Origin of the sequence: Comamonas sp. MYb69 (assembly GCF_037479315.1) — a bacterium.
GTDB lineage: Bacteria > Pseudomonadota > Gammaproteobacteria > Burkholderiales > Burkholderiaceae_C > Comamonas.
Genome location: NZ_JBBGZG010000023.1, coordinates 20,403 through 42,379, shown reverse-complemented (window position 1 = coordinate 42,379; position 21,977 = coordinate 20,403). Strand labels below are relative to the sequence as shown.

The 21,977-nt window shown below is 63.8% G+C and carries 20 protein-coding genes, 1 tRNA gene and 1 riboswitch; of the genes, 9 read left to right on the top strand and 12 right to left on the bottom strand.

Annotated features, from left to right (window positions below; all coding sequences use genetic code 11):
• Positions 1-13 precede the first annotated feature (13 nt).
• From WH303_RS23360 to WH303_RS23350, 3 genes are all read right to left on the bottom strand, one after another.
• Positions 14-1,255: a tyrosine-type recombinase/integrase gene (locus WH303_RS23360; RefSeq protein WP_021027145.1), complete on the bottom strand. Its 1,242-nt coding sequence runs from the start codon at positions 1,253-1,255 to the stop codon at positions 14-16.
• Between the two features lie 163 nt (positions 1,256-1,418).
• Positions 1,419-1,494 (bottom strand) — tRNA-Arg (locus tag WH303_RS23355).
• 116 nt (positions 1,495-1,610) lie between these two features.
• Entirely contained in the window at positions 1,611-2,246 is a 636-nt protein-coding gene (locus tag WH303_RS23350; protein ID WP_021027146.1) for a TetR family transcriptional regulator, read from the bottom strand.
• 230 nt (positions 2,247-2,476) lie between these two features.
• Here WH303_RS23350 and WH303_RS23345 point away from each other — a divergent pair, with 230 nt between their 5' ends.
• The 4 genes from WH303_RS23345 to WH303_RS23330 all read left to right on the top strand — a co-directional run bounded on the left by WH303_RS23345 (position 2,477) and on the right by WH303_RS23330 (position 9,543).
• Positions 2,477-3,796, top strand: a complete 1,320-nt coding sequence (locus WH303_RS23345) for an efflux RND transporter periplasmic adaptor subunit (protein WP_339521276.1) — start codon at positions 2,477-2,479, stop codon at positions 3,794-3,796.
• A gap of 15 nt (positions 3,797-3,811) precedes the next feature.
• On the top strand, positions 3,812-7,030 hold the full coding sequence (locus tag WH303_RS23340) for an efflux RND transporter permease subunit (protein WP_339521270.1): 3,219 nt from the start codon (positions 3,812-3,814) through the stop codon (positions 7,028-7,030).
• Positions 7,023-8,462, top strand: a complete 1,440-nt coding sequence (locus tag WH303_RS23335; RefSeq protein WP_339521269.1) for an efflux transporter outer membrane subunit — start codon at positions 7,023-7,025, stop codon at positions 8,460-8,462. Before WH303_RS23340 ends, WH303_RS23335 begins: the two co-directional genes overlap by 8 nt.
• A gap of 193 nt (positions 8,463-8,655) precedes the next feature.
• Positions 8,656-9,543: a c-type cytochrome gene (locus tag WH303_RS23330; protein WP_339521268.1), complete on the top strand. Its 888-nt coding sequence runs from the start codon at positions 8,656-8,658 to the stop codon at positions 9,541-9,543.
• A gap of 29 nt (positions 9,544-9,572) precedes the next feature.
• Here WH303_RS23330 and WH303_RS23325 read toward each other — a convergent pair whose 3' ends face one another.
• Entirely contained in the window at positions 9,573-10,142 is a 570-nt protein-coding gene (locus WH303_RS23325; RefSeq protein WP_339521267.1) for a DUF2946 family protein, read from the bottom strand.
• A 130-nt stretch (positions 10,143-10,272) separates the two neighbouring features.
• Between WH303_RS23325 and WH303_RS23320 the strand changes: the two genes are divergently transcribed.
• The 4 genes from WH303_RS23320 to WH303_RS23305 all read left to right on the top strand — a co-directional run bounded on the left by WH303_RS23320 (position 10,273) and on the right by WH303_RS23305 (position 13,645).
• Complete coding sequence (locus WH303_RS23320) at positions 10,273-10,875, top strand: LemA family protein (protein ID WP_021027151.1); 603 nt, start codon at positions 10,273-10,275, stop codon at positions 10,873-10,875.
• A 4-nt stretch (positions 10,876-10,879) separates the two neighbouring features.
• The gene (locus WH303_RS23315) at positions 10,880-11,818 is read left to right on the top strand and encodes a TPM domain-containing protein (RefSeq protein WP_339521266.1); all 939 of its coding nucleotides are present in this window, start codon (positions 10,880-10,882) and stop codon (positions 11,816-11,818) included.
• On the top strand, positions 11,818-12,336 hold the full coding sequence (locus tag WH303_RS23310) for a TPM domain-containing protein (RefSeq protein ID WP_339521265.1): 519 nt from the start codon (positions 11,818-11,820) through the stop codon (positions 12,334-12,336). The genes WH303_RS23315 and WH303_RS23310 overlap by 1 nt, the downstream gene beginning before the upstream one ends.
• A gap of 121 nt (positions 12,337-12,457) precedes the next feature.
• Positions 12,458-13,645: a DUF1624 domain-containing protein gene (locus WH303_RS23305; RefSeq protein WP_339521264.1), complete on the top strand. Its 1,188-nt coding sequence runs from the start codon at positions 12,458-12,460 to the stop codon at positions 13,643-13,645.
• An 18-nt stretch (positions 13,646-13,663) separates the two neighbouring features.
• On the opposite strand, the gene WH303_RS23300 is transcribed toward WH303_RS23305, so the two are convergent.
• The 6 genes from WH303_RS23300 to WH303_RS23275 all read right to left on the bottom strand — a co-directional run bounded on the left by WH303_RS23300 (position 13,664) and on the right by WH303_RS23275 (position 18,873).
• The gene (locus WH303_RS23300; protein WP_021025628.1) at positions 13,664-14,053 is read right to left on the bottom strand and encodes a Fur family transcriptional regulator; all 390 of its coding nucleotides are present in this window, start codon (positions 14,051-14,053) and stop codon (positions 13,664-13,666) included.
• Between the two features lie 125 nt (positions 14,054-14,178).
• Positions 14,179-15,513, bottom strand: a complete 1,335-nt coding sequence (locus WH303_RS23295) for an OprD family outer membrane porin (protein WP_339521263.1) — start codon at positions 15,511-15,513, stop codon at positions 14,179-14,181.
• A gap of 31 nt (positions 15,514-15,544) precedes the next feature.
• Positions 15,545-15,994, bottom strand: coding sequence for a pseudoazurin (locus WH303_RS23290; protein ID WP_339521262.1), 450 nt, complete (start codon positions 15,992-15,994; stop codon positions 15,545-15,547).
• Positions 15,995-16,006: 12 nt separating this feature from the next.
• Positions 16,007-16,810 (bottom strand): ABC transporter ATP-binding protein, encoded by an 804-nt coding sequence (locus tag WH303_RS23285; RefSeq protein WP_339521261.1) that lies wholly within the window; start codon positions 16,808-16,810, stop codon positions 16,007-16,009.
• On the bottom strand, positions 16,807-17,877 hold the full coding sequence (locus WH303_RS23280; RefSeq protein WP_339521260.1) for a FecCD family ABC transporter permease: 1,071 nt from the start codon (positions 17,875-17,877) through the stop codon (positions 16,807-16,809). The genes WH303_RS23285 and WH303_RS23280 overlap by 4 nt, the downstream gene beginning before the upstream one ends.
• Positions 17,878-17,901: 24 nt before the next feature.
• Positions 17,902-18,873: an ABC transporter substrate-binding protein gene (locus WH303_RS23275; protein ID WP_339521259.1), complete on the bottom strand. Its 972-nt coding sequence runs from the start codon at positions 18,871-18,873 to the stop codon at positions 17,902-17,904.
• Positions 18,874-19,186: 313 nt separating this feature from the next.
• A riboswitch (cobalamin riboswitch) is annotated at positions 19,187-19,411 on the bottom strand.
• Between the two features lie 46 nt (positions 19,412-19,457).
• On the opposite strand from WH303_RS23275, the gene WH303_RS23270 reads away from it, so the two are divergent.
• Complete coding sequence (locus tag WH303_RS23270; protein WP_339521258.1) at positions 19,458-20,006, top strand: GNAT family N-acetyltransferase; 549 nt, start codon at positions 19,458-19,460, stop codon at positions 20,004-20,006.
• 51 nt (positions 20,007-20,057) lie between these two features.
• On the opposite strand, the gene WH303_RS23265 is transcribed toward WH303_RS23270, so the two are convergent.
• Both WH303_RS23265 and atpD read right to left on the bottom strand, forming a co-directional pair.
• Positions 20,058-20,474: a F0F1 ATP synthase subunit epsilon gene (locus tag WH303_RS23265; RefSeq protein ID WP_021025621.1), complete on the bottom strand. Its 417-nt coding sequence runs from the start codon at positions 20,472-20,474 to the stop codon at positions 20,058-20,060.
• Positions 20,475-20,545: 71 nt separating this feature from the next.
• Entirely contained in the window at positions 20,546-21,949 is a 1,404-nt protein-coding gene (atpD, locus tag WH303_RS23260) for a F0F1 ATP synthase subunit beta (RefSeq protein WP_021025620.1), read from the bottom strand.
• Positions 21,950-21,977 lie beyond the last annotated feature (28 nt).

The window sequence follows — 21,977 nt, the reverse complement described above, 5'->3', positions numbered from 1 at the left end:
CAAATTCATACATCTATGCTGTCTTTAATGGTACCAGTTCAGCACCTTGCTTTAGGTGATCAAGATAATCTGCCCATTCACCCATCATCCGACGACGTTGATCCATGAATTCGGCGCGATCGTAAGCAGCTCCCAAAGGGCCAGATTTTCCATGCGCAAGTTGGGCCTCAATCACATCGGCATGGATGCCTGGTAAGCGCTCGATCATCATCGTACGAGCCATCGCTCGAAAGCCATGGGCGGTCATCTCTTCTCCACTGTATCCAAGGCGGCGCAACGCTGCGTTGATGGTCATATCTGACATAGGTCGCCCTTCACCCCTTGTCGAGGGGAACACAAACGTCCGGTACCCAGTGAGCGGCTGAATTTCTCGAAGAATCTCCACCGCCTGCGGAGCTAACGGAACAAAGTGAGGCCTTCCATTGAGCTTTTGCACTACCGTGCGCTTCATCGATGCCGATGGAATGGTAAGCATCCCAGCCTCAAGATTGATCCAGCTCCACTCCATTTTGCGGATATTGGCTGGCCGCTGAAACAGTAACGCAGACAGTTGCAGTGCCGCTTTGGTGATCGGCTGACCGCTGTAGCTATCAAAAGCACGCAAGAGTTCGCCCACCTTCAAAGGCTCCAACACAGCAGGCATATGCTTGACGACAACTGGCTCCAGAGCCCCTTGTAGGTCAGGCATAGGGTTTCGCTCACAACGTCCCGTCTGAATGCCGTAGCGAAACACCTGTCCAGAATTCTGGCTCAGCGTATGGGCAGCATCTCGATTTCCCCGACGTTCTACCTTGCGAAGAGCATTCAACATCAGTGGGGCAGTGATGTCGATGAGTTGCATGCTACCCACATAGGGGAATATGTCTTTCTCTAGCCCACGTAGCCACTTGATGGCGTACTTTTCGCTCCACCCACCTTTTTTTACTCCATGGTACTCACGCGCCACTGCCTCAAAGGTGCTTTCGCCCGCCACAGCCCTCGCGGCTTTCTCCGCCTGCTTAGCAATGCTCGGATCAATGCTTTCCGCTAGCTTGATTCTTGCATCGTCTCGCCGACGTCTAGCTTGTGCGAGTGTGACCGCTGGATAGACACCAAGCGCCAATGTCTTTTGCTTACCGCCAAACCGGTAAGCCATGCGCCAATACTTGCCAGCGGCCATGATGTGCAAATACAAGCCCCCGCCATCGCTGTGCTTATCCCCTGCAGGCTTGCCGGAGTGCTTGGCCTGTTTCACGAAGGTGTCTGTGAGCGGCATTGTTGGTATGTGTCGTTGTTGGTATGAGAGATACCAGCAAAAATACCAACTTTGTCGCTAGATGTCCATAGACAAGGCAAGAGTACATTGGACAAAAAAAACCCGCAATGCTTGTAAACATGCGGGCTTGAGAGATTTCCTTGGACTACCTTGGATAGCAAACTGGTGCGGCTGGCGGGGATCGAACCCACGACCCTTGGCTTCGGAGGCCAATACTCTATCCACTGAGCTACAGCCGCACAAGCTGCAGACGCCAGGCGCTGCAGATCAACCCGCAGATTATGGCATGGCTTGGATGCCCTGGCCGTTCAGTTGTCGCCCGGGCATCGCGCCAGGGGCAGCCCATCAAAAACCTTTAGCGGCCTGCAGCCAGCTTGCCGGGGCCAAAGCCCAGGCCGGCCAGATAGGCCTCGACCGCTTTTTCACCCATGCTGCGCAGCGGGAAGTTGCCCTCATTGAGCACCCAGCCATGGATCAGCCCGACAAACAGGGAGTGCAAGCCCAGCGCCGCCTCCTGGGGCGTCATCTGCATCTGCACCTGGTCCCGGCTGGCAGCCTCTTCCAGATCCGCGGCAAATTTGCGCTGCGAACAGGCAAAACTCTCGACATGGCCTTCGCGCACACTCTCGAGCTCACCGACGTATTCGAGCTTGAACAGCGCCGTGTCAAACACCTTGCGGCGGCGTTCATCCCCATCCATACTGTCAAACACCGCATAGATGGACCGGCGAATGCGGTCCAGCGGCGCGAGGTCACCGTATTTGTCGTCACAAATTTCCTCGAAGGGCATGCAAATGCGATCGAGCATCGATGAAAACACATCGACCTTGTCTTTGAAATGCCAGTACACCGCCCCGCGGGTCGCACCTGCCCGCTGGGCGATTTCGTTGAGCGAGGCGCGCGCAACGCCCTTCTCAAAGAACACCTGTTCTGCCGCATCCAGCAGCTTGATGCGGGTCTCATCTGCCTCTGCTTTAGTACGTCGGGCCATCGCTTGTATTCCGTTCTTGCAATCACATGACCCCTGTTTGTCAACCCAAAGGCCGTGCTTTATTTATCAAATTTCGACAATTATACATTTGCGCATGTATGTATAATCGCGCAGCAATTTCATGGGAATTGAGGATCATCCGCGCCCGGATGTGAGACAAGCCCTAGAGGGACCTCCGGGTTCTCCATCTTTACCATTTCTCATCTACCGAAGGGACTTTCATGCAGCAGATGTATGAAGCAAACCAATCTACCGGGAACCGCCCAGCCGCTACCAGCCCACGCCGTACAACCGGTGTGCTGGCTCTGACGCTGGTGGCTGCCCTGGTCTTGACCGCCTGCGGCAACAAGAAAGACGAACACGCAGCCCAGCAAGGAGGCGCACCCAAGCCGCCTGAGGTCAGCGTTCTGACGGTGAAGCTCGAGAGCATCCCCGTGGTCTCCGACCTGCCCGGTCGCCTGGAGCCCGTGCGGGTGGCCCAAGTGGGTGCACGCGTAGCCGGCATCTTGCAAAAGCGCCTGTTCACCGAAGGCTCGGACGTCAAGGCCGGCCAGGTGCTGTTCCAGATCGATAATGCGCCCTACCGGGCCAACTTGGAAAGCGCACAGGCGACTCTGGCCCAGGCCCAGGCAACGTTGGCCCAGGCCGCATCCACCGCCCGCCGCTACAAGCCCCTGGTCGAAGCCAACGCCATCAGCAAGCAGGACTACGACGTTGCCGTCGCCAACGAAAAGGCCGCACTGGCCCAGGTCGCGGCCGGCAAAGCCGCTGTCACCAACGCCAACATCAACCTGGGCTATGCCTCGGTGACGGCACCCATCTCCGGCCGCATTGGCCGCTCCCTGGTGACCGAAGGCGCGCTGGTGGGCCAAAGCGGTGTGACCGAGCTGGCCGTGATCCAGCAGATCAACCCGCTGTATGTGAACGTGACGCAGTCCTCGTCCGACATCCTGCGCATGCGGGAGGCGCTCAAGTCCGGCAAGCTGGCCAAGGCAGGCGACAACGCCGCCAAGGTCATCGTCTACACCGACGACGGCAAGCCCTATGCCCACCCCGGCAAGCTGCTGTTCACCGATCTGACGGTGGACCCAGCCACCGGCCAGGTGAGCGTGCGCGCCGAGCTGCCCAACCCCGAGAACCTGCTGCTGCCGGGCATGTATGTGCGTGTGCACATCCAGGAAGCCCAAGTGGACAACGCCGTGCTGGTGCCCCAGCAGGCCGTGACCCGCAATGAAAAGGGCAACACCGTGATGATCGTCGCCGCCGACGGCTCGGTCAGCCCACGGCCCGTGCAGATCAGCCAGTCCAAGGGTACGAACTGGGTGGTGAGCGAAGGCCTCAAGGCGGGCGACCAAGTCATGGTCGATGGCTTCATCAAGCTGGGCATGGGCGCGACACACGTCACGCCAGTGCCATGGAAGAACCCGAGCGACAAGGCGGCAGCGCCAGCGGCTCCCGCAGCCGGGGCAGCGCCCCAGGCTGAGGCACCCGCTGCGGACAAGCCCGCCGCCTCGCCAGAAGCTGCAGGCAACACCGCCGCCAGCAAATAAACAGGACACAGCGGAATGTCAAAGTTCTTTATTCACAGACCGATTTTTGCCTGGGTGATCGCGATCTTCGTGGTCCTCGCAGGTATCGTGTCCATTACCCGACTGCCGGTGGCGCAGTTCCCGAGCGTGGCGCCGCCCACCATCACGGTGACGGCGACCTACCCTGGCGCAACCGCGCAGACCCTGACCGACTCGGTGCTGCAGCTGATCGAGCGGGAAATCAACGGCGCCGAAGGCCTGATGTACATGTCGTCGTCCGCCTCTGCCACCGGCAGCGGCGAGTTGACCGTGACCTTCGAGCCCGGCACCAACCCCGACCTGGCCCAGGTGGATGTGCAAAACCGGCTGGCCCGCGCCACGCCGCGCCTGCCCAGCATCGTGCAATCGCTGGGGGTGCGCGTCGACAAGTCGATGAGCAACTTCCTGATGATTCTGACTTTCCAGTCGGACACTGGCGAAACCTCGCGTGACGAAATCTCCGATTACGTCAACCGCAATGTGGTGCCGGAAATCCAGCGTCTGAACGGCGTGGGCAAGGCCCAGCTGTTTGCGGCCGGCCGCGCGATGCGCGTCTGGGTCGATCCTGCCAAGCTGCAGGGCTACAGCATGTCGATCGCACAGATCAATGCCGCCATTGCCGCGCAGAACCAGCAGATCTCCGGCGGCGCGCTGGGCGATACGCCGAGCCTGCCGGGCACCATGATGAACGCCACGATCGTCGTGCCGGGCCAGCTGTCCACGCCCGAAGAGTTTGGCGAGGTGGTGCTACGCTCCAACTCGGACGGCTCGACCGTGCGCCTCAAGGACGTGGCCCGCGTGGAGCTGGGCTCCGAGAGCTATGCCACCAACTCGCGCCTGGACGGCAAGCCCGCCGTGGCGCTGGCCGTGCAGCTGACCTCGACCGCAAACGCGATGGCCACCGCCAAAGAGGTCTACAGCAAGATGGACGAGCTCGAACCCTTCCTGCCAGCCGGTGTGAAGTGGGCCGCGCCGTATGACACCTCGAAGTTCGTCAAGATCTCGATTGAAAAAGTGCTGCACACCCTGCTCGAAGCCATCGTGCTGGTGTTCATCGTGATGCTGATCTTCCTGCAGAACATCCGCTACACCCTGATCCCGACCATCGTCGTGCCCATTGCGCTGCTCGGGGCCTTTGCGGTGATGTACAGCGTGGGGCTGACCATCAATATTCTGTCGATGTTCGCGATGGTGCTGGTGATCGGTATCGTCGTGGACGATGCGATCGTGGTGGTCGAGAACGTCGAGCGGATCATGTCCGAAGAGGGCTTATCGCCCAAGGAGGCAACGATCAAGGCCATGGGCCAGATCCAGGGCGCTGTGGTCGGTATTACCGTGATTCTGGTGACCGTGTTCATCCCGCTGGCGATGTTCTCGGGCGCGACCGGCAATATCTACCGCCAGTTCTCGCTGGTGATGGCGATCTCGATCTTCTTCTCGGGCTTCTTCGCGCTGACCCTGACGCCTGCGCTGTGCGCCACCATGCTCAAGCCCATTCCCAAGGGCCATGCGCATGACAAGAAGACCGGCCTGCTGGGCCCCTTCTACAACTGGTTCAACCGCATGTTCGGCAAGGCCACCAAGGGCTACCAAAAGACCCTGGTCGGCGTCGTCAAGCGCACGTTCATGGCCTTCCTGGTCTATGCAGCGGTGATCGTTGGTGTGGTGTTTGGCTTCAAGGCACTGCCCACTGCGTTCCTGCCGGTGGAAGACCAGGGCTATGTGATCTCCCTGGTGCAGCTGCCCCCGGGTGCCACCCAGGAGCGCACCAGCGAGACCATGAAGCAGCTCGAAGACTTTGCCCTGGCGCAACCCGAGACGGCCAACATCGTGAGCATTCTGGGCTTCAGCTTTGCCGGTCAAGCGCAGAACATGGGTCTGGCCTTCACGGTGTTCAAGGACTGGTCCGAGCGCACCGCGCCGGGCTCGGATGCCTCGTCGTTCGCCGGCCGTGCCATGGGCGCGATGATGAGCCTGCGCGATGGCTTCATCTACACCCTGGTGCCACCATCGATCTCCGAGCTGGGCAACAGCGATGGCTTTACCTTCCGTCTGCAGGACCGGGGCAACCATGGTCACGCCGAGCTGCTCAAGGCCCGCAATGACCTGATCGCCAAGGCGAGCAAGAGCCCCATCCTGACCGGTATGCGCTTTGACGGTGTGGACGACGCGCCGCAGTGGCAGGTCGATATCAACCGCAATGCGGTATCGGCACAAAAGGTCAGCATGGGCGATATCGCCACCACCTTGTCGACGGCACTGGGCTCGAGCAACTCGACCGACTTCCCGAACAAGGGCTATATGCAGCGCGTGACCATCCAGGCCGACGCCGCCACCCGCATGCAGCCCGAGGATGTGCTGAAGCTGACCGTGCCCAATGCGGATGGCAAGCTGGTCGAGCTCTCGACCCTGGTGACCGCCAAGTGGATCACCGGCCCGATGCAGATGTCGCGCTACAACGGCTATCCGTCGATGAGCATCACCGGCCAGGCCAAGCCCGGCTACACCACCGGTGACGCGATGGCAGAGATGGAAAAGCTATCGGCCGAGCTGCCCCAAGGCTTTGGCTACGAGTGGACCGGCCAGTCGCTGGACGAAAAGAAAGCCGGCTCGTCGGCGATGATCCTGTACGCGTTCTCGATCCTGGCGGTGTTCCTCTGCCTGGCAGCGCTGTATGAGAGCTGGAGCATTCCGCTGGCCGTGCTGCTGGTGGTGCCACTGGGCGTGCTGGGCGCCGTTGCCGGTATGCACCTGCGTGGCATGCCCAACGACATCTACTTCCAGGTGGCGCTGATCACCGTGATCGGCTTGTCTGCGAAGAACGCCATCTTGATTGTGGAGTTCGCCAAGGACCTGCACGACCAGGGCATGAGCGCGCTCGATGCAGCGCTCGAAGCCGGTCACCTGCGTTTCCGCCCGATCCTGATGACCTCGCTCGCCTTCATCCTGGGTGTGGTGCCGCTGTACATCGCCTCGGGCGCCAGCGCCGTGAGCCAGCACGAGATCGGCACCGGCGTGTTCTGGGGCATGATCATCGGCACCTTCCTGGCCGTGTTCCTGGTGCCGGTGTTCTTTGTCGAGGTCTTCCGTCTGTTTGGCCGCAAGGGCGAGCAGGACAAGGGACCGCAAGGCAGCCCGCCCGCGCCGCATTCGCCCGATAGCGGACACGACGCCGTTCTGTCTGCCAATGTGGGGAAAGGAACCCACCATGAATAAGAAACTGATACCAACCGTTCTGGCTGCGGCCCTGCTGGCCTCGGGCTGCTCGCTGATTCCGTCACTGGACAAGCCTGCCACCCCGGTGGCGGCGCAGTACCCGGTGGCCACGGAACAGACGCAGCAGGCCGCGGCCGACATTCCCTGGCAGAACTTCTTCACCGATACGCGCCTGCAGCAGCTGATCCAGACCGCGCTGGACAACAACCGTGACTTGCGCGTGGCGGTGCTCAACATCGCCCAGGCCCGTGCGCTCTACCAGATCCAGGACGCCCAGCGCTTTCCGGAAGTGGGCGTCTCGGGTGCAGCCTCGCGCCAGCGCAGCCAGATCACGGGCGGCTATGCGAATGCCTTCAGCGTAGGGGTCGGCATCCAGAGCTGGGAGATTGACTTCTTTGGCCGCATCAGCAGCCTCAAGGAGCAGGCTCTGGCCCAGTACCTGGCCACCGAAGAAGGCCGCAAGTCGGCCCAGATCAGCCTGGTGGCCTCGGTCGCCAATGCCTGGCTGACCCTGCAGGCCGACGAGGAGCTGATCGACATTTCGCGCCGCACGCTGGAGACGCGGGAAGAGTCGATCAAGCTGTCCAAGCTGCGCCTCGACGCCGGCGTGGCCTCGGAGCTGGACTACCGCCAGGCCCAGTCGCTGACGGAAAACGCCAAGGCCACCCTGGCCCAGCAACTGCGCCAGCGCGCGCTGGATGTCAACGCCCTGACCTTGCTGCTGGGCCAGACGCCACCGGCCGAGCTGCTGACCAGCCTGCAGGGCAAGCGCCTGACCGATCTGCCGGTGATGGCCGATGTGCCAGCGGGCCTGCCCTCGGACCTGATGCTGCGCCGCCCCGACCTGCGCCAGGCCGAGCAGACCATGATCGCCGCCAATGCCAACATTGGCGCGGCGCGCGCGCTGTTCTACCCGGCGATCTCGCTGACGGCCAGCGCCGGCTTTGCCAGCTCCGAGCTGTCCGACCTGTTCGACTCCAAATCCAAGGGCTTCACGATCGCGCCTTCGCTGTACCTACCGATCTTCAATGCCGGCCGCAACCAGGCCAACCTGGAAGTGGCGCAGGTGCAGACGCAGATTGCTGCAGCGCAGTATGAGAAGGCCATCCAGACGGCGTTCCGCGAAGTGTCGGATGCCCTGGTCAGCCGCCAGACGCTGTCCGACCAGCTGCAGTCGCAGCAAGCCCAGGTCGAGGCCGAGTCGGCACGTCTGAAGCTGTCGGACCTGCGCTACAAGAACGGCGTGGCCAGCTACCTGGACCTGCTCGATGCGCAGCGCTCGCTGTTCACCTTGCAGCAAGCGGTGGTGCAAGTGCGCCTGACCCAGCTGCAAAACCAGGTCGGCCTGTACAAGGCGCTGGGCGGCGGCTGGACCGATCCGGCACCGGCCGACACTGTCGCACAGGCGGCGCCCACTGCTGGCAAACCATAGGTTAACGCCCGCAGTTGCGGCCCCACAATGGCTTGCCAGCCCCCTGGCAAGCCATTTTTTTATGCGCCGGCGCCGCAAGTGTGGCGGTTTGCCTGCAGGTATTAGCCCGGAGGCCATGCCAAAAAACCCGTCGATATAATGATTTTGGCCTCTGCACGATGAACAACAAGCCCCCAAAGAATTTGAGGAAGCCATGAGCGACATCCAGCAAGAAGAAGCACACACGGGCCCGGTCAGAACACCCAAGCAGTTTTTGTGGACGGTGATCTTTGCTTTTGTGATTCCGGTTTTTGCCATCATCGGTCTGGTGACCTATGTGACCTCTGCCAACAAATCCGGCCCCGGCGCCGCCGATAACGCGGGCTCCATCGAAAGCCGGCTGCAGAAAGTGGGCTCGGTCGAAATACGCGACGCCAACCGCCCCCTCAAATCCGGCCAGGAGGTCTACCAGGCCCAGTGCGCCACCTGCCATGCCACCGGCACCGCCGGCGCCCCCAAGTTTGAAGATGCCGCTGCCTGGGCGCCGCGCATCAAGACCGGCCTCGAAGCGCTGCTGCACTCGGCCCTGGCCGGCAAGGGCGCCATGGCCCCGCAAGGCGGGGGTGACTTTGAAGACACCGAAATCGCGCGCGGCGTGGTCTACATGGCCAATGCCGCAGGCGCCAAATTTGACGAACCCCAGCGCCCTGCCGCTGCCAGCGCCGATGCGGGCAGTGCCGCCCCCGCCGCTGCTTCTGCTGCGGCTGCACCGGCCGCCACCAGTGCCCCTGCTGCGGCAAGCGCCGAGCCTGCAGCGGCCGTTGCCGCAGCACCTGCAGCCGCCGCTCCCACGGCCAGTGCCGCCGTCAATGGCAAGGCGCTGTATGACAAGGCCTGCTTTGTCTGCCATGCCGCTGGTGTGGCAGGCGCGCCCAAGTTCGGTGACAAGGCCGCCTGGGCACCCTATATCGCCCAGGGCATCGACAGCATGGTGAAGATCGCCATCAGCGGCAAGGGCGCCATGCCCCCACGCGGCGGCTCCAGCGCATCGGATGAAGAGATCCATGCGGCGGTGCAGTACATGGTGGAGCAAGCGCAATAAGCAGGCTGTCCACTGCGCCCGCTAAAAGATCAAGCCCGGCCCGCCGCCTTCAGCGCGGCGGGAGAGCGCACAAAGCCATAGCGCTTTTCCAGCAGCACGCTGGCCACTTCGGTGGGCTCGGGCAGCAGGCCCTGCTCCAGGGCCTGCGACACATCCAGCACATCCTGCGTATGCACAATGCCCAGGCCCTGGTCCGTGTGCAGGTAGACGGCGCCTTGCTCATCGGCCAGCACCGCCTGCACCTGCGCAGGCGCCAGCACCGCACCGGTATGGGCATGCAGCAGCAGGGCCTCATCGCGCCACTGCGCGCGCCAGACCCAAGGGGTGGCCTCCAGCTCCACAAACACCTGCTGCGGGCCATTCTGGAAATACCAGCAGCCCTGGGCATCCGCGAGGTAATTGCGGGCAATGAACTGCGCGAGCTTGTCATGCTCCACCCGCGAGCCCTTGGCGCCTGGCAGGCCACTGGCAAAAGCGCCGGCGGCCTGGGCGTGCGCATCGCGCAACCACCAGTTGCCGCGCGCATCCAGCGCCAGCCAGCCCCAGCAGGCGGGCACGTTGGGCCATTTGGCCATGGCTTGTTTCACGATATCGTCCATCTGGCGATCCTACTGCATGCGCCAACGCAGGCATGCCGGTCATGCACCCCTCAGACCGTCAATAATCGCTGACAATGGGCCGCTGCCAGATCGGTAACAATGGCGGCTCTGAACATGGCGAGGAGCCCTCATGAACGCATGGAAACGATTTCTGGTGGTAGCAGCCGCAGCGCTGGCACTGACGGGCTGCGGCTATAACGATTTTCAACGGCTGGACGAAGAATCCACCGCCGCCTGGAGCGAGGTGCTGAGCCAGTACCAGCGCCGTGCGGACCTGGTGCCCAACATCGTGGCCTCGGTCAAGGGCGAGGCCAACTTCGAGCAGGACACGCTCACCAAGGTGATCGAGGCGCGGGCCAAGGCCACCTCGATCCAGGCCACGCCCGAGCTGGTGAACAACCCCGAAGCTTTCAACAAGTTCCAGCAGGCCCAGGGCGAGCTGTCGAGCGCGCTGTCGCGCCTGATGGTGGTCTCGGAGCGCTACCCCGAGCTCAAGGCCAACCAGGCTTTCCGCGATCTGCGTGTGACGCTGGAAGGTACAGAAAACCGCATTGCCGTGGCGCGGGACCGCTACATCGGCACCGTCAAGGCCTACAACATCAAGGCCCGCGTGTTCCCCACCAACCTGACGGCCAAGGTCTTTGGCTACCAGCCCAAGGCCAATTTCACGGTGCAGAACGAGGCCCAGATTTCCCAGCCGCCTAGCGTCGACTTCTCGTCCGAGCGGAAGTAAGCGCATGGCCCGGATGCCCGCTTGGCGCCCGCCGCTGGCCTGGGTGCTGGCCCTGGCAGTGGCCGTGCTGCTGCCCTGGCTCAGCGCGCCAGCGCGCGCTGCCGTGCAGCCGGTGCCGGCGCTCAGCGCCCATGTGATCGACCAGACCGCCACCTTGAGCGCGCAGGACCAGGCCCAGCTCGAAGCGCAGCTGACGGCGCTGGAGCGCGACACCGGCGCGCAGGTCGTGGTGCTGATGGTCGCCAGCACCAGCCCCGAAGACATTGCCGCCTATGCCCAGCGCGTGGCCAGCACCTGGAAGATTGGCCGCAAGGACGTGGGCGATGGCCTGCTGGTTCTGGTGGCCAAGGACGACCGGCGCATGCGCATCGAGGTCGCCAAGACCTTGGAAGGCGCGATCCCCGATCTGCGCGCTGCGCGCATCATTGACCAGACGATGGCGCCGGCTTTCCGCGCCGGCAACTTTGCCGCCGGCATTGGCGACAGCCTGGCCCAGATCAGCGCGCTCATCAAGGGCGAGGCGCTGCCGCCGCCCCGCAGCACGCCCCCTGCCCACAACCAGGCGTCGTCGGCCTTGCCCGATGACCCGGCGCAGCTGCTGCTGTTCTTCTTTATCTTTGTGATGGTGGGCGGCAGCGTGTTGCGCAGCATGCTGGGCCGCGCGCTGGGCTCGCTGGCCACCGGCGGCGCAGCAGGCCTGGTAGCGGCCTGGCTCACGTCCAGCGTGCTGCTGGGCATTGGCGCGGGCGTTGCTGCGCTCTTTGTGGTCTTGCTGGCCGGCACCATGCGCGGGGGCAGCTCAATCGGCGGGGGTGGCGGTGGCTTTGGCGGCGGGGGCGGCTTTGGCGGGGGTGGATTTGGCGGCGGCGGCGGTGGTGGCGGCGGATTCAGCTCCGGCGGCGGCGGCAATTTTGGGGGCGGTGGCGCCTCGGGGAGTTGGTGATGGGCCATTGGTTGCAACGCTGGGGCAGGCAACTGCGCCACCGCTTTCTGGAGCGCGATGCCTCCCATGCCTTGCCCGATGACGCCCGGCAGCGCCTGGCGCAGGCCATCGCGGCCTCGGAGGCCAGGCACAGCGGCCAGATCCGCATCTATGTGGAAAGCGCCCTTCCCTGGAGCTATATCCGCCGCGATGCGCCTGCGCGCGAGCGCGCGGTGATGCAGTTTGGCAAGCAGCGCGTCTGGGACACCGAGCACAACAATGGCGTGCTCATCTACCTGCTGCTGACCGACCATGCGATCGAGATCGTCGCCGACCGGGCGGTATCGCGCTGCGTCAGCGGCCCGCAGTGGCAGGCGATGGTCGACAGCCTGGCCAGCGAACTGCGCAGCGGCCAGTACGAAAAGGCCTTGCTGGCGGCCATCGGCCAAGTATCGCGCCATCTGGAGCAGCAGTTCCCACGCGGTGCCGCGCCCTCGGCGGCAGGCAATGAAATCGATGACCAGCCGCTGATCGGCTGAGCACGGAGCAGGGGCGGCGAATTTCGGCCTCCCAGCCCAACCAGGCAGCCGATATAAATGATAATGCGCAATCAATATCATTTGATACGCCTTTCGCCCGCCCATCTCGCCTGCCTGCTCCATGTCCTCCGACACCCCCATCCTCCCCCGCATCCCTGCTGCCTTGCCGGGCGCCAGCCGCCTGCAATCCATTGACGCCCTGCGCGGCCTGGTGATCCTCTTCATGCTGATCGACCATGTGCGCGAGACCTTCTACCTGCACCACCAGGTGCCCGATCCGATGGATGTCTCGGCCACCGCACCGGAGCTGTTTTTCAGCCGCTTGCTCGCCCACCTGTGCGCGCCGGTGTTTGTGCTGCTCACGGGCCTGTCGGCCTTTTTGTACGGCAGCAAGTACGAAGACGGGCGCGCGGCGGCCTCGGGGTTTCTGTTCAAGCGCGGGCTGTTTCTGGTGCTGCTGGAGGTGACCGTGGTCAACTTTGCCTGGACCTTCCAGTTCCCGCCCACCAAGATCTTCCTGCAGGTGATCTGGGCCATTGGCCTGTCGATGCTGATGCTGTCGGCCCTCGTGTGGCTTCCGCGCCGCCTGATCATTCCGCTGGGCCTGCTGCTGGTTGCCGGCCACAACCTGCTCGACCACCTGCACTTTGCGCCCGACCATGCGCTGCACACGCTTTGGGCCGTGCTGCATGACCGGGGCTGGATTGATGTAAGCGAGACCCTGCGCCTGCGCACCTCCTACCCGCTGCTGCCCTGGATCGGCGTGATCGCACTGGGCTACGCGATGGGCCCCTGGTTTGCCAAGGGTGCCGATGCACTGCAGCGCCAGCGCCGCCTGCTGACCTGGGGCCTGGGCCTGTTGGTGGGCTTTGTGCTGCTGCGTGCCGCCAACGTCTATGGCGACAAGCCCTGGGTCGCAGCCGATTCGTTCCTCGTGAGCGCCATGGGCTTTTTGAACATCACCAAGTACCCGCCGTCCCTCTTGTTTCTGGCGCTGACCCTGGGCATCGGCCTGCTGCTGCTGCGCGCCTTTGAGCGCCGGCCACAGATGCGCTGGCTGGCACCGCTGACCGTGTTTGGCGCCGCGCCGATGTTCTTTTATGTGCTGCACCTCTATGTGCTCAAGTTCCTCTACCTGGGCGCGCTGGCGATCTGGGGCAACAACCAGGGTGAGGTGTTTGGCTTTGATGCGATCTGGATGGTGTGGATCACCACGGTGGCCATGGGCTTTGCGCTGTACCCGGCGGTGAAGGCCTTTGCCGCCTTCAAGGCCCGCAGGCGCGATATCACCTGGCTCAAGTACCTCTAAGCCGCTTTTTACGCTGCCTCAGGCTGCAGGCCCTGCACCGCTGAGGCAGTCCTTGCACTGGCCGTACAAGGTGATCTCATGGCCCTCGACCAGAAAGCCCGGCGGCGCCATGCCCTTGAGGTCGCCCGGGCAGGCCTGGATATCAAACACCCGGCGGCAGCTGTTGCACTGGAAGTGGTGGTGGTGGTCGTGCGTCGCCGGCTCATACAGCGGCAGGCCACCGGGCAAGGTTACCACGCGCAGCAGGCCCTCTTCCGTCATCAACTTGAGGTTGCGGTAGACGGTCGCAATGCCCAGCGCCGGCAGCGCAGCACCCGCAATCTCCAGCACCTCTTGGGGTGAGAGTGGACGGCCTTGCGATGCAAAGGCATCGGCGATGGCGGCGCGCTGGCGGGTAGGACGTTGCATGGTCTGACAGGGACGTTCCAAAGAACGGATGGGCAATCGGGGGAGCGCCCATCATAGCCGCTTGGGCTGCGGCCTGCAGCCAGGCAGCGCTGGCCGCCATTGCCCTCCTTTGCCGCGCTACTACCTCAGAAAATCTGCAAGGGCATCTCCGCCAGCAGCCGCACCTGGTTCACATTCAGCTCGCCCTGGGTTTGGTTGGCCCGGTGCACGCCGTAGCGCAGCTGCAGCGCCAGCCCCTTGGCCTGGCCTTGCTGCACGGTGTAGCGCAGCAGCATGTCGCGCTCCCAGTGTCGGCCGCCACGGCCGCTGGCGCCCAGGTAGTTGGCATACACGCTGCCGGCACGGCTGTAGTCAATGCCCGAGCCGCGTGTATAGGCGACGCCCGCGCGCAGGCCCGGCGTCAGCCACTGGCCCAGATCGGCCTCGTACTTGAGCTGCCAGGACGCCTCATGCGGCGCATTGAAGTCCGACAGCTGCATCGCGTTGTCCAGCCAGATGGAGCCCCGGTTGACATAGTCGAATGGCGTATCGCCATCGACCTTCTGGTAACCCAGGCCCAGCTGGTGCATGCCGGCCGCATAGGTCGCCATCAGGCTCCAGGTCAGGTTGTCCACCCGGCCGGCCTTGGCCGCGCCGGTGTCCTTGTTGCGGTACAGGTTCAGGCTCAGCGAGAGGCTTTGCTTCTCGGCCAGCGCCTTTTTGTAGACGCCGCCCAGGTACCAGGTGTTCCAGACATCCTCGTATTGGCCGACGTAGCTTGACAGGCTCAGCCCGCTCCAGGGCGTGGCCCAGCTGCCACCGGCAAAGCTGAAGGCATCGCCTTGCACGCCTGAGTAATTGGCCAGCAGGGGCTGGCCGTTCTTGCGCGCATTGCGGTCGGCCCAGCGGGTAAAGCGGCCGGCCTGCAGCGTCAGTTGCGCAATATCGTTGCTGCTGATCTGCCAGCCCCGGTTGGTCTCGGGCAGCAGGCGGGTGTCGGAGGAGTGAAAGATCGGGTTCTTGCTGCGCATCTCGCCCACTTTCAGCTCGGTCGACGACCAGCGCAGCTTGAGCGCCGCCCCTGCGCGGCCAAAGCTGTCCTGCAGGTCCGTGCCGTCCTTGGCGATATAGCGCGGGTTGCTGCGCACCTTGTCGGCCTCCGAGCCCAGGTTGATGCCGCCATAGGCATGCGCATCGAGCCCCAGGCCGACCACCCCTTGCGTGTAGCCCGAGCTGAAGTTCAGCATCAGCCCATAGCCGGCTTCAGCGGCCTTGTCCGAGCGCGCGCCGCCCGACACCACGCGGGTGCTGTCGCCACGCCGGTAGTCCAGCTGCTCATAGACCATGCGGTTGACCATGCCCAGGCTCGCGCCTTCGATGAAGCCCTTGGCCTCGTCCTGCGCGCCCGCCTGCGCATGGCCTGCCGCCAGGGCCAGCGCCGCCAGGCCGCTGTTGCGCGCCATCCATTTGAAATAAGTCATTGTCTTGTGTTAACCAAATTGCGATAGCGGTTCAGCGCGGCGCCGAGGCGCGGCTGACGATGTCCTTGAAGCGCTGCTGCGCGCGCTCGGGCACCTCGGCAGGTACCTGCAGGCCGGGCAGCGGCGCATCACCCACCTGCACCAGCATCACCATGCCCATTGCGTAATGGGGCAGGCACTGCACGCCATAGAGGCCCGGGGCATCAAAGCTGACCTCGATCTCCTCGTTGATCTTGCCCTTGAAGGGCTTGGCACCGGCGGGCGCCATGCCCGGGATGCTGACCGCGTCGTGCCCGCTGCTGCTGGCCAGGAACTTGATCTTGTCGCCCGGCTTGATCTGCAAAAACTCGGGTTCATAGGTCATCGGACCGGTGGCACTGCGGTTGCGCATCTTGACTTCAAAAGTCTCGGCACCCGCCTGGCTGCACAGCAAGGCGCTCAACACAACAGGTAGCCAGGTTCGGTGGTTCAGGGTGGGCATATCGGCTCACAGTCAGGAAGAAGAAAGCGGACGAAAACGCAGCACGCGGCTGCCGTCCCAGGGGTCGACCAGCGCGCTGGCCTCGACGCGAAAAACTTGCGCCAGCAGCGCGGCATCAAGCACCTGCTCGGGCCGGCCCAGTGCGACGAGCCGGCCTTGCTGCATGACGGCCAGCCGGTCGCAGGCCAGCGCCTGGTTCAGGTCATGCAGGGCCACGACCTTGGTGACGGGCAGGCTGCGGATCAAGGCCATCAGCGACAGCTGCTGGTGGATATCGAGGTGGTTGCAGGGCTCATCGAGCAGCAGCACACCGGGCTGCTGCGCCAGCGCGCGTGCGATGTGCACACGCTGGCGCTCGCCACCCGAGAGGCTGTGCCAGGCGCTGTGGCGGCGGTCCGCCATGCCCACGGCATCCAGGGCCTGCTGCACGGCCTCCCAGTCCTGCGCGGCAAAAGGCTGCAGCGCCGAGAGCCAGGGCGTGCGCCCCAGCGCCACCGCGTCTTCAACGCTGATGGCATCCTGCGTCTCGGCCATCTGCGCCACCAGGGCCAGCTCGCGCGCAATGGCGCGGCGCCCCATCTTGTGCAGCGGCTGGCCCTGCAGCAGCACCTGGCCCTCGTTGGGCCGGATCACACCGGCGAGCAAGCGCAGCAGGCTGGATTTGCCCGAGCCATTGGGGCCAATCAAGCCCAGCATCTCCTGGCGCTGCACCGGCAAGCTGACCTGCTCGACAACCGGCCGGCCTTGCAGGCGCAGGCCCAGCGCGCAGGCCTGCAACACCGGCTGATCCGCAGCGGTTACCGGTTCCGCCGTCATCCGCGCCTCCGCTGGCTTTTGAGCAGAATGCAGGCAAACACCGGCGCGCCGACCAGGGCGGTGATCACGCCAATCGGCAGCACCTGGCCCCGGATCAGGGTGCGCGAGAGCACATCGGCGGCGATCAGAAACACCGCGCCCATCATCGCGCTGGCAGGCACCAGGCGGCCGTGGCTGACGCCGACCAGCATGCGCGCCGCATGCGGAATGACCAGGCCGACAAAGCCGATCGCGCCGACGATGGAAACCATGACGGCCGTCATCAGCGCAGCGGCCAGCAGCAGCACCAGTTGCACGCGGCGCACCGGCACGCCCAGCGCGGCCGCCGATTCGCTGCCAAAGCTGAAGGCATCGAGCGCGCGCGTATGCAGCAGGCACAGCAGCAGGCCGGTGATCGCGATGCAGGCCGTCAGCACGGTATCGGGCCAGCGCACGCCGCTCAGGCTACCCAGCAGCCAGAACATGATGCCCCGGGCCTGCTCGGCACTACCCGACTTGGTGATGATCAGCGAGGTCAGCGCATTGAACAGCTGCGAGCCGGCAATGCCGGCCAGCACAATCTGGCCGCTGTTGCGCAGCCCACCACTGCCGGCGGCGTGGGCCAGCATGGCGACCAGCGCAAACGCGCAGAGCGCGCCAAAAAAGGCGCCCACGGTCATCGATATGGCGCCCGCACCGATGCCGACGACGGTCACCAGCACTGCGCCGGTGGAGGCCCCGGCCGAGATGCCGAGCAAATAGGGCTCGGCCAGCGCATTGCGCAGCAGCGATTGCAAAATGACGCCCGAGACCGCCAGGCCCGCGCCGCAGCTGGCCGCCACCAGCGCCCGGGGCAAGCGGTAGTTCCAGACAATGCCCTGGCTGATGGGATCGATGGCATAGCTGGCACCGGCCAGCTTGTTGGCCAGCACCTGCAGCACCAGGCTGGGCGACAGCGCCGTCTCGCCAACGGCGATGCCCAGCGCCACGCTCAGCAGCAGCGCCAGTGCCGCGCCCAGGCACCAGGCGGCCCCATGCAGCGGCCTGCGCAGCGCCGATGGGCGCGCTGATGCCGTTGCCACCATCATGCAAGGCCTTGCATCAGCGGCTGATCAACGCGCGGCCGCCGGGCCGAGCTTGCGTACCGCATCGCTGATCTGCTCCATGCCATCGACCAGGCGGATCGAGCCTTGCAGCGCATCGGCATCGACAATGACGATGCGGTTGTTCTTGACCGCATCCATGTGCTGGGTGACCGGGTCCTTCTTCAAGAACTCCAGCTTCTTTTGGTAGTCGTCCGCAGGGAAGCGGCGGCGGTCCATGCGGGCGATCACCAGGATCGATGGATTGGCCTTGGCAATGGTTTCCCAACCCACGGTGGGCCACTCTTCGGACGAGTCGACGATATTGCGCAGGCCCAAGGTCTGCAGCATGTAGCCGGCAACCCCGTTCTTGCCCGCCATGTAGGGGTCGATGGCCAGATCGGCGCTGGAGAACCACAGCGCAGCCGTCAGATGGGGCTGCTGCGCGGCCTGGACCTTGGCGACCGCCTTGGCCTGGCGCTCGCGCAGGTCCTTGACCAGGCGCTCACCCTGGGGCTGCACATCAAACAGCTGCGCCAGTTGGGTGATGCTCTTGTAGAGCGCCTGCACATCGTAGGCCGCGGTGCGGGTGCCATCGGCGCCCTTGAGGTTGTTCTTGCCTTCGCAGTCGGAGGGCATCGCATAGGTGGCAATGCCCAGGTCATGGAACTGCTCGCGCGTGCCCACGACGCCGTCCTTGCCGACCATCCACTCGAACTGCGACACCACCAGCGCCGGGCGTTTGCCGATCACCGACTCAAAGCTCGGGTCGTTGTCCGCCAGGCGTGGCACCTTGTCATTGATGGCCTTGAACTGGGGCAGCACGGCGTTGAACCACAGCGAGGTGCCCACCAGCTTGTCGCCCAGACCCAGCGCATACAGCATCTCGGTGCCGGCCTGGCCGATGGTGACGACCGACGCGGGCGCCTGCTTGAGAGAGACCTCGTAGCCGCAGTTGTGCAGCTGCATCGGATAAGGGGCGGCCCAGGCGGACAGCGGCATGAATACACAGGCAGCCAACAGGGCAGGCAGAGCAAAACGGCGAACAGGCATCGGAATCGTCTCTCCAGGTAGAGGCTGGGCATGCGGGCCGTGCGAGCCGATCCGGTGCGGGCTGCTGCCCGGTGGAGCCAGGACAGCCTTGCGCAGACGAGACGCTGCTCACCGCCCGGACACCCCGCCGGTCATGATCAAAACACACGCACATCCGCCATGAATGGGTTTGCCGCACCGGCGTTTGCGTCGTTCGCCTTGCAGCGCGCACAACCGGTGGCATGCCTGTTTCTCTGTGCAAACCGGGGGCTTGCCAGTGGCTTGTGAATGCATGACCTTGGCAGGTCTCCTGACTGGCCGGTCTGCGCAGACCATCGCCTTCCCGAACCGCAGTTCAGTGGCGCATGGATGGCCTGCTCGCGGCCTACAGTTGCGGGGGCAGTTCCGTTTGGGGCGCTGGCTGCCGGCTCGCGCTCCCTGGATTCCCTCATGCCCCGGCACCCTGCCGTGCGCATGTTCTTGCGAAACCAAAGTGGCTGTACTGTAGCCGATTTACAGGGCCTGCATGCTAAGCTGCAGGCCGTTTGATGGCCATGAACCACCCACCCACTACACCCAGCGCATACGGCATCCGCCGCGTTCAGCATCTCGCGCCGGTGGCGGCCTTTTTGCAGGCGGCGCGCCAGGCCATGTTTGGCGATCGGGTCGATACCAGCACGCCGCAGGCCGATCTGCGCGACTTTGCCTCGGTCTATGCATCGCCCGGCGGCTGCATGCTGGCGGCCTGGCAGGGCGACCGCATCATCGGCAGCATTGCCTACCGCCCCTATGACGAGCGCTTTGCCCACCTGGCCGTGCCCAGCGCAGGCACCGCCGAGGTGGTGCGCCTGTATGTGGATCCGGCCTGGCGCCGCCAAGGCCTGGCTGGCGCACTGTTCGCGCAGCTGCGGCAGCGGGCACTGCAGCAGGGTGTGCAGCGGCTCTACCTGCACACGCATCCTTTTTTGCCGGACGCGCAAACCTTCTGGCAGCGCCAGGGCTTTGTCAGCCTGCACCAGGATGCCGACCCGCTGTGGCAAACCATTCATATGCAGCAGGTGCTGCAGACCGGCTCCACTCCGACCCATCCGCTACGGGCGTAAAAAAACCACCGCATGCGGTGGTTTTCCTGTGGCAGTTGCGCAAACAGCGGATCAGCGCTTCTTGCGGTATTTTTGCAGGGCGGCAATCTGGGCGGCCATGACGGACAGCTCGGATTGGGCCTTGGCCAGGTCAAGCTCGCCCTTGGCGTTCTTGAGGGCTTCTTCAGCCTTTTGCTTGGCTTCAACCGCTTTTTGCTCGTCCAGGTCCTTGCCGCGCACAGCGGTGTCGGACAGCACGGTCACGCAGTCGGGTTGCACTTCGAGAATGCCACCAGCCACGAAGATGAACTCTTCGCCGCCGTCGGCCTTCTCAATGCGCACCGAACCCGGCTTGATGCGGGTGATCAACGGCGTGTGGCGGGCGTAGATACCGAGTTCGCCCATTTCACCAGGCAAAGCCACAAAGCGGGCTTCGCCGGAGAAGATGGATTCTTCAGCACTGACCACATCAACGTGGAAGGTGTTCATCTTTGATCCTCAGAGTGAAAAAGAAACTAGTTTGCGAGCCGGGCTGCGTGCGGCAGCCCGTTCTGCAAAGCTTAGATCTTCTTCGCCTTCTCGATGGCTTCGTCGATCGTGCCAACCATGTAGAAGGCTTGCTCGGGCAGGTGGTCGCACTCGCCGTTGACGATCATCTTGAAGCCGCGGATGGTTTCCGACAGCGGCACGTACTTGCCTGGAGCGCCCGTGAACACTTCAGCAACGTGGAAAGGCTGCGACAGGAAACGCTGGATCTTGCGAGCGCGGGCCACGACGAGCTTGTCTTCGGGAGCCAGTTCGTCCATACCCAGAATCGCAATGATGTCGCGCAGTTCGGTGTAGCGCTGCAGGGTACCCTGCACTTGGCGGGCTACCGAGTAGTGCTCTTCACCCACCACTTGGGGGTCCAGCTGGCGGCTGGTCGAAGCCAGTGGGTCCACCGCAGGGTAGATACCCAGCGAAGCGATGTCACGCGACAGCGCCACGGTGGAGTCCAAGTGGGCGAAGGTCGTTGCTGGCGATGGATCGGTGTAATCGTCCGCTGGCACGTACACGGCCTGGATCGAGGTGATCGAACCCACCTTGGTCGAGGTGATACGCTCTTGCAGACGGCCCATTTCTTCGGCCAGCGTAGGCTGGTAGCCCACAGCCGAAGGCATACGGCCCAGCAGTGCGGACACTTCGGTACCGGCCAGCGTGTAGCGGTAGATGTTGTCCACGAAGAACAGCACGTCCTTGCCTTCGTCACGGAACGCTTCAGCCATGGTCAGGCCGGTCAGCGCAACGCGCAGACGGTTTCCTGGTGGCTCGTTCATCTGGCCGTACACCATGGCAACCTTCGAGTCGTTCAGCGACTCCTGGTTCACCACACCGGCGTCCGACATTTCGTGGTAGAAGTCGTTACCTTCACGGGTACGCTCACCCACGCCGGCGAACACGGACAGACCGCTGTGCGCCTTGGCGATGTTGTTGATGAGCTCCATCATGTTCACGGTCTTGCCCACACCGGCACCACCGAACAGACCGACCTTACCGCCCTTGGCGAACGGGCACACCAGGTCAATCACCTTGATGCCGGTTTCCAGCAGTTCCTGTGCAGGGGCCAGCTCGTCATAAGCGGGCGCCTTGCGGTGGATGGAAGCGGTCAACGACTGGTCCACAGGACCGCGTTCGTCGATGGGGTTACCCAGCACGTCCATGATGCGGCCAAGGGTTGCCTTGCCCACGGGCACGGTGATCGCCTTGCCGGTGTTGGTGACCATCAGGCCACGCTTGATACCGTCCGACGAGCCCAGCGCAATGGTACGCACCACGCCGTCGCCCAGCTGCTGCTGCACTTCCAGCGTCAGGGCGGTGCCTTCGAGCTTCAGTGCGTCATACACGTTAGGCACGCTGCCATGGGGGAACTCAACGTCCACCACCGCACCGATACATTGAACAATCTTGCCTTGTACTTGAGCCATTTGTTGCTCCAATATTGATTTCAGTCGA

Excerpts from the sequence above, each read along its gene's own strand:
- WH303_RS23325 (WP_339521267.1), bottom strand. The coding sequence starts at position 10,142 with ATGGACGATATCGTGAAACAAGCCATGGCCAAATGGCCCAACGTGCCC.
- WH303_RS23265 (WP_021025621.1), bottom strand. The coding sequence starts at position 20,474 with ATGAACACCTTCCACGTTGATGTGGTCAGTGCTGAAGAATCCATCTTC.
- WH303_RS23315 (WP_339521266.1), top strand. The coding sequence starts at position 10,880 with ATGGCCCGGATGCCCGCTTGGCGCCCGCCGCTGGCCTGGGTGCTGGCC.
- WH303_RS23280 (WP_339521260.1), bottom strand. The coding sequence starts at position 17,877 with ATGATGGTGGCAACGGCATCAGCGCGCCCATCGGCGCTGCGCAGGCCG.
- WH303_RS23300 (WP_021025628.1), bottom strand. The coding sequence starts at position 14,053 with ATGCAACGTCCTACCCGCCAGCGCGCCGCCATCGCCGATGCCTTTGCA.
- WH303_RS23335 (WP_339521269.1), top strand. The coding sequence starts at position 7,023 with ATGAATAAGAAACTGATACCAACCGTTCTGGCTGCGGCCCTGCTGGCC.
- WH303_RS23295 (WP_339521263.1), bottom strand. The coding sequence starts at position 15,513 with ATGACTTATTTCAAATGGATGGCGCGCAACAGCGGCCTGGCGGCGCTG.
- WH303_RS23305 (WP_339521264.1), top strand. The coding sequence starts at position 12,458 with ATGTCCTCCGACACCCCCATCCTCCCCCGCATCCCTGCTGCCTTGCCG.
- WH303_RS23360 (WP_021027145.1), bottom strand. The coding sequence starts at position 1,255 with ATGCCGCTCACAGACACCTTCGTGAAACAGGCCAAGCACTCCGGCAAG.
- atpD (WP_021025620.1), bottom strand. The coding sequence starts at position 21,949 with ATGGCTCAAGTACAAGGCAAGATTGTTCAATGTATCGGTGCGGTGGTG.
- WH303_RS23275 (WP_339521259.1), bottom strand. The coding sequence starts at position 18,873 with ATGCCGCTGTCCGCCTGGGCCGCCCCTTATCCGATGCAGCTGCACAAC.
- WH303_RS23290 (WP_339521262.1), bottom strand. The coding sequence starts at position 15,994 with ATGCCCACCCTGAACCACCGAACCTGGCTACCTGTTGTGTTGAGCGCC.
- WH303_RS23345 (WP_339521276.1), top strand. The coding sequence starts at position 2,477 with ATGTATGAAGCAAACCAATCTACCGGGAACCGCCCAGCCGCTACCAGC.
- WH303_RS23285 (WP_339521261.1), bottom strand. The coding sequence starts at position 16,810 with ATGACGGCGGAACCGGTAACCGCTGCGGATCAGCCGGTGTTGCAGGCC.
- WH303_RS23320 (WP_021027151.1), top strand. The coding sequence starts at position 10,273 with ATGAACGCATGGAAACGATTTCTGGTGGTAGCAGCCGCAGCGCTGGCA.
- WH303_RS23330 (WP_339521268.1), top strand. The coding sequence starts at position 8,656 with ATGAGCGACATCCAGCAAGAAGAAGCACACACGGGCCCGGTCAGAACA.
- WH303_RS23350 (WP_021027146.1), bottom strand. The coding sequence starts at position 2,246 with ATGGCCCGACGTACTAAAGCAGAGGCAGATGAGACCCGCATCAAGCTG.
- WH303_RS23270 (WP_339521258.1), top strand. The coding sequence starts at position 19,458 with ATGAACCACCCACCCACTACACCCAGCGCATACGGCATCCGCCGCGTT.
- WH303_RS23310 (WP_339521265.1), top strand. The coding sequence starts at position 11,818 with ATGGGCCATTGGTTGCAACGCTGGGGCAGGCAACTGCGCCACCGCTTT.
- WH303_RS23340 (WP_339521270.1), top strand. The coding sequence starts at position 3,812 with ATGTCAAAGTTCTTTATTCACAGACCGATTTTTGCCTGGGTGATCGCG.